Origin of the sequence: Trinickia symbiotica, from assembly GCF_003028655.1 — a bacterium.
Lineage (GTDB): Bacteria > Pseudomonadota > Gammaproteobacteria > Burkholderiales > Burkholderiaceae > Trinickia > Trinickia symbiotica_A.
Genome location: NZ_PYUC01000006.1, coordinates 1 through 12262, shown reverse-complemented (window position 1 = coordinate 12262; position 12262 = coordinate 1). Strand labels below are relative to the sequence as shown.

Annotated in this window: 10 protein-coding genes; 7 read left to right on the top strand and 3 right to left on the bottom strand. The window is 63.3% G+C overall.

The features are described from left to right. Nucleotides 1-5: 5 nt before the first annotated feature. On the bottom strand, nucleotides 6-974 hold the full coding sequence (locus tag C9I57_RS12995; protein ID WP_107151100.1) for a CobD/CbiB family cobalamin biosynthesis protein: 969 nt from the start codon (nucleotides 972-974) through the stop codon (nucleotides 6-8). Between the two features lie 178 nt (nucleotides 975-1152). Between C9I57_RS12995 and C9I57_RS12990 the strand changes: the two genes are divergently transcribed. The 6 genes from C9I57_RS12990 to C9I57_RS12965 all read left to right on the top strand — a co-directional run bounded on the left by C9I57_RS12990 (nucleotide 1153) and on the right by C9I57_RS12965 (nucleotide 7926). After that, a complete protein-coding gene (locus tag C9I57_RS12990; RefSeq protein ID WP_258187621.1) occupies nucleotides 1153-2631 on the top strand; it encodes a cobyric acid synthase in 1479 nt (492 codons plus the stop codon). A gap of 286 nt (nucleotides 2632-2917) precedes the next feature. After that, a complete protein-coding gene (locus tag C9I57_RS12985) occupies nucleotides 2918-4438 on the top strand; it encodes a trypsin-like peptidase domain-containing protein (protein WP_107151098.1) in 1521 nt (506 codons plus the stop codon). A 98-nt stretch (nucleotides 4439-4536) separates the two neighbouring features. Further along, entirely contained in the window at nucleotides 4537-5097 is a 561-nt protein-coding gene (locus C9I57_RS12980; RefSeq protein WP_107151097.1) for a TetR/AcrR family transcriptional regulator, read from the top strand. 95 nt (nucleotides 5098-5192) lie between these two features. Continuing rightward, on the top strand, nucleotides 5193-6140 hold the full coding sequence (locus C9I57_RS12975) for a ketopantoate reductase family protein (protein WP_107151096.1): 948 nt from the start codon (nucleotides 5193-5195) through the stop codon (nucleotides 6138-6140). 60 nt (nucleotides 6141-6200) lie between these two features. Then, a complete protein-coding gene (locus tag C9I57_RS12970) occupies nucleotides 6201-6890 on the top strand; it encodes a haloacid dehalogenase type II (protein WP_107151095.1) in 690 nt (229 codons plus the stop codon). A 127-nt stretch (nucleotides 6891-7017) separates the two neighbouring features. After that, nucleotides 7018-7926, top strand: coding sequence for a LysR family transcriptional regulator (locus tag C9I57_RS12965; protein WP_107151094.1), 909 nt, complete (start codon nucleotides 7018-7020; stop codon nucleotides 7924-7926). An 8-nt stretch (nucleotides 7927-7934) separates the two neighbouring features. Here C9I57_RS12965 and C9I57_RS12960 read toward each other — a convergent pair whose 3' ends face one another. Beyond that, on the bottom strand, nucleotides 7935-9752 hold the full coding sequence (locus tag C9I57_RS12960) for a chloride channel protein (protein ID WP_107151093.1): 1818 nt from the start codon (nucleotides 9750-9752) through the stop codon (nucleotides 7935-7937). 91 nt (nucleotides 9753-9843) lie between these two features. Then, the gene (gene prpR / locus C9I57_RS12955) at nucleotides 9844-11790 is read right to left on the bottom strand and encodes a propionate catabolism operon regulatory protein PrpR (RefSeq protein ID WP_107151092.1); all 1947 of its coding nucleotides are present in this window, start codon (nucleotides 11788-11790) and stop codon (nucleotides 9844-9846) included. A 267-nt stretch (nucleotides 11791-12057) separates the two neighbouring features. Between prpR and C9I57_RS12950 the strand changes: the two genes are divergently transcribed. Continuing rightward, nucleotides 12058-12262, top strand: a 205-nt coding sequence (locus C9I57_RS12950) for a citrate/2-methylcitrate synthase (RefSeq protein ID WP_440130208.1), incomplete at its 3' end; no start/stop codon positions are given.

The window sequence follows — 12262 nt, the reverse complement described above, 5'->3', positions numbered from 1 at the left end:
AGGATTCAAACGATGATCGAAACAAAGGCTGACAGTGCGAACACCACGAGCCACACTGCGAGCGAGCGCCGCACGAGGCGAAGTGCGCGGCCCACATCGCGCGCACCGGGCGGGCAGCCGGCACCGAGCACGGGCCGAAGCTCGTCGACGCCATGGTACCGGGCCGCGCCGCCGCACGATACGTTGAGGCTGCCCGCGCCGCTCGCCATCACGGGGCCCGCGTTCGGACTCTCCCATCGATGCGCCTGCGTTCGCCAGCAGTCGATCGCGGTGCGGATGTCGCCGCATAGCGCGTAGGTGAACGCCGTCAGCCGGGCGGGCAGGTAGTTGGCGACGTCGTCGAGCCGCGCCGCCGCCCATCCGAAATCGATGAAGCGCGCGGTTCGATAGCCCCACATAGCATCGAGTGTGTTGGCGAGCCGAAACGCCAATGCGCCGGGACCTCCGGCAACGGCGAACCAGAATAGCGCGCCGAAAACCGCGTCGTTGCCATTTTCGAGCGCCGACTCGATCGCGGCGCGCGCGATGGCCGGCTCATCTGCGTTGGACAAATCGCGCGTGACGACGCGCGACGTCAGCTCTCTTGCGCGCACCAGATCGCGCGCGCGCAGCGCGTCTTCCACGGGTGCGATGTGGTCGGCGAGGCTGCGCCCCCCGAGCGCGAACCACAGCGCCAACGCGTGCAATGGCCACGCAAGCACGGCAGGCAGCGAGCGCGTCAGCACCACCGCAAGCGCAACGGGGGGAACGACAGCGGCCATCCACGCGGCGAGACCGATGCCGCGGCGCTTGAGCCCATCAAAACGGCGTCGTAGCCCAATCCCGTCGCCGGATGATGACATCGCGTCGTGATCGGGATTCATCGCTCGCTCGAGCCGTATCGCCAAGCGCCCAAACGCGATAAGAGGATGCGCCCGGCGCGGCTCACCGAGAAACGCATCGAGCGCGACGCCAACAACGGCGAGCACGCACATCGCCCCAATAGATAGGTGTCCTATCAATTCGCGCGCCCCTTCATGACGACCGAGCGTGCGCTCGATCCGTCACGCACGTGCTTGCTGCCTTCAACAAGGCGCTCGTCGATGACATAATGCTGGCCCATCGCCCGCGCCCGCGCCCATTGGCGCGCGCTCGTCTTCTCATGCGCTCAGGATGTCCTCCATGGCCGGCACGTTGATGATTCAAGGCACGAGCTCCGACTGCGGAAAGAGCACGCTCGTCGGTGCCCTTTGCGCGATCGCCGCGCGCGCGGGCTTTCGCGTCGCGCCGTTCAAGCCGCAGAACATGTCGTTGAACAGCGCCGTCACCGTCGACGGCGGCGAAATCGGCCGTGCGCAGGCATGGCAGGCGCTCGCCGCCGGAATCGCGCCCGAAATCGACATGAACCCTGTTCTGTTGAAGCCGAACAGCGACATCGGCGCGCAAGTCATCGTTCACGGCAAAGCACGCGGCAACCTCGACGCACGGGAGTATCACGCCTACAAACCGGTGGCGATGCGTGCCGTGCTCGAGTCGTTCGAAAGACTGCGCGCGAAGACGGATCTCGTGCTCGTGGAAGGCGCGGGCAGTCCCGCAGAAGTCAATCTGCGCGCAGGCGACATCGCGAACATGGGCTTCGCGCAGGCCGTCGATTGCCCGGTGGTGCTCGCGGCCGATATCGACCGCGGCGGCGTCTTCGCCCAGATTCTCGGAACGCTCGCGTGCCTCGACGATGCGGAGCGTGCGCGGGTAAAGGGCGTGATCATCAACAAGTTCCGAGGCGACGTCGCGCTGCTGAAACCGGGGATCGATTGGGTGGAAGCCCGGTCCGGGAAAACGGTTTTCGGCGTGGTGCCGTTCGTCCCGGGCTTGTGGATCGACGCAGAAGACATGCTGCCCACCGCGAAGACTGCCTCCGGGGCACGCGAACGCATGTTGCGCGTCGTCGTGCCCGCGCTGCCGCGCATCAGCAACCATACCGACTTCGATCCGCTGCGCGCGCATCCGCAAGTCGACTTCCGCTACGTGCGTGCGGGCGAGCCGTTGCCCGCGGCCGACCTCGTGGTCCTGCCCGGCAGCAAGAGCGTGCAGCGCGACTTGTCGTGGCTGCGCGCAAACGGATGGGAGCCGTACCTGCGCAGGCATTTGCGCTACGGAGGGAAACTGATCGGCGTATGCGGCGGAATGCAGATGCTCGGTCGCGAGTTGCGCGATCCGCTCGGCCTCGAAAGCAATGCCGCGTGCGAGCGCGGCTTCGCGCTGCTCGACTTCGTGACGACGCTCGAACCGGAAAAACGCCTGCTCAATGCCGGTGGGACGCTGCTCATGGATGGCGGCGTGCCCGTGCGCGGCTACGAGATTCATATGGGGGCCACCGATGGCCCCGCGCTCGCGCGCCCCGCGATGCAATTGCGCGACGGCGATGCTGAGCGTGCCGAGGGCGTGGTGTCTGAAGACGGACAGATTCTTGCGACGTATCTGCACGGTCTCTTCGATTCTCCCGATGCATGCCAGGCGCTGCTTCGCTGGGCCGGACTCGACGACGCCGAACGGATCGATCACGACGCGCGCCGGCTGGCTTCGATCGACAGACTCGCCGACTCGGTATCGGCAAACGTCGACATGGACGCGTTGTGGCGCTTGATCGAATAGACGTTGGACATGGATAAAAAACGGAGCGGCAAGTCGACCGCGATTATACGCGCCGCGCCTTGACGACCCGCGGCAAAATGCATTCGCCAGGTTGTGATTAATTGGCGGCAAGGCCAGCACGAACTTGCCTTCCGCCATTTCGATTTCGATCTGTGCGATGCATCACAGCACTTCCCGCCGCCGTGGCCGAGAATCGATCGGCCGGTGATCGATATGTGCGACGCCCGTTCCTCCGGCGCTGCGCACCCTCCCGGCTATCCGCACAACGGCTATCTGGAGACGCGCCGTGATCTCTCAGCCCTCGAACGCGTTCGCGCGAGCCGCGCGCGACGCGACGGCGACGACACTATGGCTCGCCGTCACCCTCTGCGCCCTGCCCTCGGCTATCGCCGCGACCTCGCCGGCCACTGCGCTGCCGTCCGCCAAAACGGCGCGTCCGTTGCCCAGCGCGGCCGCGGGGCCGATCGATTTCCCTACTATCGTGGAGCGCTACGGCCCGGCTGTCGTCAATATCGGCGCCGCGCCGGCTGACACCGATCAGCAAGCTTCGGGACCGTCCCTCGACGCCATCGCGACTGACGATCCCATCCTTGCGTATTTCAAACGCGTGACTCAACAGTCGCAGGACGGTCAGCCAGGGTCGCCGCGAGTGACCTGGGGCAGCGGCTCAGGTTTCATTGTCAGTCCCGATGGGATCGTGCTGACGACCGCGCACGTGGTCAATCGCGCCGAGGAGGTTTCGGTCAGGCTCACCGATCGTCGTGAATTCAAAGCGAAGGTCGTCGCAACCGATCCGCAGACCGACGTCGCCGTATTGCAGATCGAGGGAGCAACGAAGCTGCCCGTCGTCAAGCTCGGCGACTCGTCGCGCGTGCGCGTCGGCGAGCAATTGCTCGCGATCGGGGCGCCCGACAGTCCCGACAACACCGTCAGCGCCGGTCTTGTCAGCGCGATGCCGCGGACGCTAGCCGATGGCACATCATTCCCGTTTCTCCAGACCGAGATCGCCGTGAATCCCGACAACTCGGGCGGCCCTCTCTTCAACCGAGCCGGTGAGGTCGTGGGCATCGACGTTCAGGTTTACTCGGATAGCGAGCGATATCAGACGATCACGTTCGCCATCCCGATCAATGCGGCGCTAGCGTTCCGCAGGCAATTGCAGGGGGCGGGCAAGGCGTCGCACGGCAGTCTCGGCATCGAGGTGCAGGATGTCGACCCGGGTCTGGCAATCGCATTTGGCTTGCCGCGCCCGGGCGGCGCACTCGTTACCTCCGTCGCGCCGGCTCAGTCCTCGCCGAATTCGCGTGGTGCGGCGAACGGTGCCGCGAGCGGGTTGAAGCCGGGCGATGTCATCACGCAGATCAACGGGAAAGCGATCGACCGCTCCGCCGAGCTGCTCGACTACGCGGCAAACCTGCCGGCCGGAACGAAAGCGACGCTCAGGCTCGTGCGCAACAAGCGGCCGATGATCGTGACCATCGCGATCGGAACGTCTGACGAAATCCCGACTGCCAGACCCGGTCCCGGCGGTGGAGGCGGCGCCGAAAAGCTGGGCTTGACCGTTCACGCGCTCACCGATGCGGAGCGGCGCGCAACCGGCAATTCAGCGGGCCTCATGGTCGACGGCACGGCTGGGCCGGCGGCAAGCGCCGGCATACAACCGGGCGACCTGCTGCTGTCGGTCAACGGCACGCCCGTGACGTCGCGGGAAGAACTCGGCACGCTGATCGAAAAAGCGGGCAAGGACGTGGCATTGCTGATTCAGCGCGACAGCGTGCGCAGCTTCATATCGGTCGAGGTCAAGTGAGGTTGGAACCGTCAAGCCGACCGATCCTGGCTTGACCCGGCATTCTGTACCTACTAGTATGTACTCTCATCGCTACCGCGACAGTAGATCGACGCTACATGGGAAAGAGAGAAGACATCATCGAAGCAACCAAGGTGTTGCTTTGGGAAAAGGGCTACGAAGCAACGAGCCCGCGCGACATTCAGGATAGAAGTCACGCCGGCCAAGGAAGCTTCTACCATCACTTTTCGAGCAAGCAAGCCCTTGCGCGTGTGGCCATCGACGAGATGGTCGACGAACGGATTGCCGATTTCGAAGCGGCAATGGGGCGGCCCGGGGGCTTCGGCGAGCGCCTCATCAGCTATCTCGCCCAGAACAAGCGCCCTATGCTCGGCTGCCGCATCGGCCGGCTGGTCTGGGACGCCGCGATCGAGAGCGACGAACTGCGCGAGCCGATGAATCGGTATTTCAAGCATCTCGAGAAACGGCTGATTCAGATTTTGAAGGCCGAGCAGGCGGATGGGCGTATCAAGCTGAAAATGCCGGCGGAACAGATAGCGCTGTTGATCATCGCCAGTGTGCAAGGCGGTTTCGCGGTGAGCCGCGCGATGAAAACGTCGCGCACCGCGGACTTACGCGTTGCGCTGCAATCGCTGCTTGCGCTCGCGCTGAACACATGAGCCATTTTTTTGACCGGAATTGTACCTAGTAGTATGTAGACAAACCCGGCAGTGAAGCACGACCAGCGTCATTGCCTTTCCGTTGAGGAAATCCGATGCGAATTGCGATCTTGGGAGCCGGCGGTGTCGGCGGATACTTTGGGGCTCGCCTCGCGGCGGCCGGTTGCGATGTGACGTTCATCGCGCGAGGCAAACATCGGGAGGCGATGCTGGAGCGCGGCCTGCGCATCGAGAGCCCACTCGGCAATCTGATGCTGCTGAAAGACGTAAAGGTGGTCGGAACCAGTTCGGAAGCCGGCGAAGTCGATCTCGTCTTTGTGACGGTCAAGCTCTGCGATACCGATGATGCCGCCAAAGCGTTGATCCCGCTCGTCGAGCGAGGGGCTTCGGTCGTTTCGTTTCAGAACGGCGTGCAAAAGGACGAGACGTTGAGAAAGTATCTTCCGCCAGCGTCGATCATCGGCGGCGTGTCCTATATCGCGGCGGTCATCGGCGAGCCGGGCGTCATCGTCCATAGCGGTACCATGCAGAAGCTCGTATTCGGCGAATACGACGGCAGCCGCTCGGCCCGCGTGGGCGCGCTATATGACGCTTGTCAAAAGGCCGGCATCGAAGCGGAGATCAGTGACGACATCGAGCGCCTCATCTGGGAGAAATTTGTCTTCCTGGTAGGCCTGTCGGGCATGACGAGTGCGGTCCGCAAGTCAATCGGCGCGATTCGCGAGCACGCCAGGACGCGCGCACTTCTGCTCGACGTCATGCAAGAGGTCGTCGCCGTCGGCAAGGCGAAAGGTGTCGCGTTGCGCGATGACTTCGCGCAAGATCGTTTGTCGTTCTGCGATACGTTGCCCGCGTCGATGATCTCGTCCATGTATAGCAACCTTCAGCGCGGCAATCGGCTCGAGTTGCCCTGGTTGAGCGGCGGCGTCGCGTCGCTCGGCGAAGCGCTAAACGTGCCTACGCCATGCAACAGGGTGATCGCCGACATCCTCAGCCCCTATGCGGATGGCGGCGAAACGGCCCAGCCCGCCTCGCCCCGGTAAGCGCAACGGCATTACGCCCGGACAATCACGCCGCCAGCGGCGGCAACCAGGAGACGCTCGATGAATCCGATCAGGGCAGTTGTTTTCGACCTCTATGGCACGCTCTATGACGTCCACTCAGTCGTCGCTCGCTGCGACGCGCTGTTTCCGGGGCGTGGTCAGGAAATCAGCAACGTCTGGCGACAAAAGCAGCTCGAATACACCTGGCTACGCAGCTTGATGGGGGCATATGCGCCTTTCGAGGACATCACCGAGCATGCGTTGCGCTATACATGCAATCGCCTTCAGTTGATGCTCTCCGAGGCTGAGCTCGTGGAACTCAGCGACGAATACTCGCGGATCAAGCCTTTTCGCGAAGTACCCGCCGCGCTTGCCGAGCTTCAAGCGATGGGTTTGCCGCTCGCGATCCTGTCGAACGGATCGGCGCGATCGATCCGTGGCGTCGTGGCCCACTCGGGACTTGAATCGCGATTCGCGCATCTGCTCAGCGTGGAAGATGCGCAAGAGGTGAAAGTCTTCAAACCGCATCCCGCCGTCTACACGGTGGCCGAACACAAGCTAAACCTGCCGCGCACGGAGATCCTTTTCGTTTCGTCGAACGCCTGGGACGCATCGGGCGCTCGCCACTTCGGGTTCCCCGTCTGCTGGATCAACCGGGCGGGCAATACGTTCGAGGAGCTGGGGCAGAAGCCCGATCACATCGTGTCGGGCCTCGACGAGCTCCCCGACTGGCTGCGATCGTCTCATTGACGCGAAACACACCGAACGGGTGCCGGACGATTCGTTATGCTAAATTTCTGCCGGGAAAAGAGGTTGCGATCTTCGCACGCGGACTGAACGGCGCCGCGGCGGCGCTACCTGTCCGAGGAGCCCAGCCATGGATCGCCTGCAGGCAATGGAAGTGTTCACCCGCGTCGTCGAGACGAACAGTTTTTCGAAAGCGGCCGATATGCTCGAGCTGCCACGCGGGTCCGTCAGCAATATCGTCCGTTCTCTCGAGGAGTACGTCGGCGCGCGCTTGTTGAATCGAACGACGCGCCAGGTCAGCCTCACCGACGACGGGGCTTTGTACTATGAACGTTGCGTGCGCATCTTGTCGGAGATCGCGGATGCGGAGTCGCTGCTCTCCGAGAAGCGCAGCGGGCCGGTCGGCACCGTGCGCGTCGATACGTCGGGCACGATCGCGAAAGCATTGCTGTTGCCCGCATTCGAGGATTTTTACCGCAAATATCCGCACATCAATTTGCGGCTCGGCCTGACCGACCGCAATATCGATATCATCCAGGATGGCGTCGACTGCGTGATCCGGATGGGCAATCTCGAGGAATCGAGCCTCGTTGCACGACGAATCGGCGACGCGCGCATGACGACGTGCGCTTCGCCCGCTTATCTGAAGGCGCACGGCACGCCGACGACGCTCGAGGAATTGAGCAAACATCAGGGCGTGAACTACATGTCTTCACGCACGGGGAGAACCTTCCCGTTCGAGTTCATCGTGGACGGCGAAGCCGTGGCCGTTCCGATGAACGGCGTGCTATCCGTCAACGACGGTTCGGCCTATATTGCCGCTGGCGTGCTCGGCTACGGCATCATTCAGCCCTCGCGGTTCATGGTCGCGGATTTGATCGCCGAGGGGCAGCTGCAGGAGATACTCGTCGAGTATCCGACACCGTCCACGCCGCTCTCGATTCTCTATCCGCATCGGCAGAACGTCAGTTCGCGAGTTAGGGCGTTCATGGAATGGCTCACGGAGCTCGCCGAGGGGCATGCCGACTTGCGGGTTTAAGCTATTCCTCACCGGCTGACGTCGGCTTGTTCGCTCCGCGTTTGTCCGGGCTTGTTCGTCGGCGCGAAGCGCGTGCTTCTCGGAATCCATACGCGGCGGAACTGCTCGAGTTCGCGCTCCTCGGTGAACACCGACATGGACGGCTTGAGCAAGTCGTGCCGCGATACGATTCCGATCAGCCGGAACGTCTTCTCGTCGTCGACTACCGGTACACGGTCGAGCCCCTTCACGGCCAGACGCGCGGCCACATTTCTACAAGTCTCGCCGGGCAACGCGACTTCAGGCCGCGTTTGCGTAAAGAAGGTTCCGAGCGGAGCATCCGCCTGCTCATGGGGAATTCGATCGAGCAGTGCCCGGTCCATCATTCCGACGAGAACCCCGGAGTCGGTGACCGGATAAGCGCGATACTTTTGCCGCGCCCCAAAATAATTTCGGAGTACATCGGCCACCGTCGCCTTGGCGTCGATCGTCAGCACATTGCGCGTCATCACTTCGTCGACGTAGTGCCGCTCAAGCGGGTCGATGCTGTATTCCCGATAGATGTGATAACCGCGGCGAGCGATCTTCTCCGTCAGAATCGAGCGGCGCATGAGCAAGACCGTAAAACCGTACGCCACCGCGGCGGCCGCGAGCAGCGGAAGCAAGGCGTTTGCGTCGCCCGTCAACTCGAACGCGAACACCGACGCCATCACGGGCGCGCGCATCATGCCGCCGAGCGCGGCAGCCATAAAGATGAGCGGCCAAACCGCTGGCTCGCCTCCCGGCATATACGGGCCGGCAATGGCGCCTACGCCCGCGCCCATCATGAGCAAAGGCGCCAGCACGCCCCCGGAAGTGCCCGAGGCCAGCGCAATGACCCAGATGATGGCCTTGACGAGGACGATCGAGACCACGGCGTGCATCGCGAGGTGGCCTTGCAGCAAGTCCGCGATGACGTCGTAGCCGACGCCGAGCGTGCGCGGCTGACAATATCCTCCGATACCGACGACGATGGCCCCCAACGCCGGCCACCACATCCAATGGATCGGCAGCTTGTTGAAGGCATCCTCGACCTTGTAGAGCCACGACGACAATCCCCAGGAGAGCGAGCCGGCAATCAGTCCCGCGAACGCCGATGACACGATGCCGATGGGGCCGAGCGGCATCGTCTGCAACGGAAACAACGGGCCGCTGCCGAGCAGCAGCGGCCGCGTGAACCCCGCAACGGAACAAGCGATGGCAACGGGCAAGAGGCTGCGAGGCCGCAACTCGAACAGCAAAAGCTCGATGGCGAGCAGCACGGCAGCGACCGGCGTCCCGAAGACCGCCGTCATACCCGCCACCGCGCCCGCCACCAGGAGCGTTTTCCTTTCCGCGCTCGACAAATGAAAGTATTGAGCGACGAGCGAACCGATCGCCCCACCCGTCATGATGATCGGGCCTTCGGCACCGAACGGTCCGCCGCTGCCGATCGCGATCGCGGAAGCGAGCGGCTTGAGCACCGCGACTTTCGGCGACATCTTGCTCTTTCCGAACAGAATCGCCTCGATGGCCTCGGGTATTCCGTGCCCCCGAATTTGCTCGGAGCCGAAGCGCGCGATCAATCCCACCAGCAGGCCGCCGATCACGGGCGCTAAAACGACGAGTTGCCCCAGCGTGTTCTCCGCCGGCGAATGGTTCGCCGTGGAAAACGTCTGGAAGAAGAACAGATTCGTGAAGAAGCGGATGAGATGCAACAAAAAGTCGGCGGCCACCGTGCTCAGCGCGCCACCGACCGCCGCGATGACACTAATGCGCAGGAGTCGGACATCCGTCGCGAAATCGCCCTTGTGCTCATGCTCGCTCATGGTTCCCCTTGATTGCAGCCAACAATCTATTGCGCCCGGGGTGTATATATATCACAACATGATGTAATCAGCGAATCCAATCCCGTGCCGTTCACCGCAACTTCCGCCACAGCGTCGTCTTGCTGATGCCGAGCGCCTGACAGGCAGCGTCGCGATCGCCATTGCATGCCGCCAGAACCGCGCGCACTTCGCCGGCTTCGACGCTGCGACTGCGTTCACGCAGCGTTTGGCGGCGTTCCGGAGAAGGCGCGGATCGATCGAAGAGTTCAGGCGCAATCGAACGCACGACTTCGGAACTGACCGGCGCAAATTCCGCTCCCGCGGTTTCGGCATCGGCCAATTCGACGACAATCCGCGCGATCACATTCTGCAGCTCGCGCACGTTCCCGGGCCACCGGTACGCGCGCAACGGGCCCTCGATTTCAGCGAGCACCCGCGTCGCCGCCTCACCGTCGAGCACACGCTTTGCCAAGCGAGGCTCGCGATCCATCGCCTGCAGCAACAATTCGGCGGCGAGCGGCATGACATCGGCCGGCCGTTCGCGCAACGGCGGCAGCGCGATGGTGAGAATGTTCAGCCGGTAATAGAGATCCGCGCGGAACGTCCCATTCGCGATGCCGTCCGTCAAAGCCCTGTGCGTCGCCGCGATCACGCGTACGTCGATCCGTGTCGGCTGTGTCGACCCCAGCCGCACCACTTCGCGCTCCTGCAATACGCGCAGCAACCGGCTCTGCAGCGGCAACGGCATCTCGCCGATTTCATCGAGAAAGAGCGTGCCCCGATGCGCGGCTTCAAGAAGCCCTGCTTTGCCGCCTTTGCGCGCCCCGGTAAATGCCCCCTCTTCGTACCCGAACAACTCGCTCTCGAGCAGCGCTTCGGGAAACGCCCCGCAGTTGATCGCAACGAACGGAAATTTGCGCCGGGCACTCAGCCGATGCATGCTCTGCGCGACCATCTCCTTGCCGGTACCGCTTTCGCCGAGCACCAATACGGTCGCATCGGATTTGGCGTATCGCCGCACGAGCGTACGCACGCGCTCCACGGGCGCACTGCTTCCAATCAAGTCCTCGAGGCTGTAGCGCGCCGAAAACTGATGCGTAAGCTGCTTCGATCGCAGCGTGCGATCGAGCCGCTCGACGGCGCGCGACTCCTGGAACGTCAATACCGCGCCGCCTTGGCCTTCGTGGCCGGCAAGCGGGCCGCGATGAACGACATAGCTGACGCCGCGAATCGCGACGAGCGCGTCGCCATCCGCATCGGATAACGCATCGATCAGATCGGGCGCGACCTCCACGAGGGGTCTGCCGACGGCACGCGCGGAATCGAGGCCCAGCGCCTCGGCGAGACGCCGATTGATCGCCTCGACACGGCCTTGTGTGTCGAGCGCGACGACGCCATCGCGCAAATGCTGCAGCAGATTGTCGATTTGCTGCCGACGCTTCGCTTCGCCACGCATCGCCTCGGCCACTTCGAGCGCTGTCTCGAACGATGAACGGATGGAAGCATGCGAGTACAGAAATACCGCGCCCATGCCCGCCGCGGCCGCGAGATCGGTGACGAGACCCGGCCCGACGACTACCCCGACGCCGCGCTCCTTGAGCTCGAGCACGCACGCCTCGGCGTCCTGCACCGAACGGTACGAGGCAAAAACGATATCGAGCCCGTAGGCGGCGACGAAGTTGCGAATCTCGGGTGGCGTGTCACCCGGGCTCACCAACGCGATCGATTCCGCCTGACGTCGCGCGCGAGCGAGCGAATGCATGACGTCGAGCCCCGTCGGCGCGATTTGTACGACGGGTACGGCGACGCGCGTCTTCAGGTAGGCCGCGTTCGACCCGCCGGCGACCACGACGTCGGGCGAATGCGGCTCAGCCGCCTCGATCTCGCGAACCGCGTCGTCGTAGGCGCGCGAAATGATGCGCAAATCGGCTCGACCGTCGTATTCGCCGGCGATTTGAAAGAAAAGGTCGCGCAAACGGCTGATGCCGAATGCCCAGACGACGGGCCGCGCACGGACGTCACGATCAGGGTCGTTCAAGGTGGGAGCGTTCCGGTGCTAAGGAAAGGATGCCTCATTATGAACGTTCCATTTCATTTGTGAAATTTGAAATCTCACTGATGAATTTGACCACTGACCGCCGGATCAAAGTTCTTCCTATAGATCAAGGAGTTGCGGCGCATTTTGCAAACTGGCCCAGCACTTGCGTACGCCGGAGCGACTTCGCTAGCCCAAAGCTGGCCCGCGGCAGCACCGGCGGCAACGACCACGGCAATGAAACAAGTTCGACACTTCGGAGACGGAACAATGATGGAAGCAACGAAGGAGGCCCCGGCGACGGCCCCCACTTTCAAACCAAAGAAATCCGTCGCGCTTTCGGGCGTAACGGCCGGCAACACGGCGCTCTGCACGGTCGGGCGCACGGGCAACGATCTGCACTATCGCGGCTACGACATCCTCGATATCGCCACCACCTGCGAGTTCGAGGAGATTGCCTATCTGCTCGTGCACG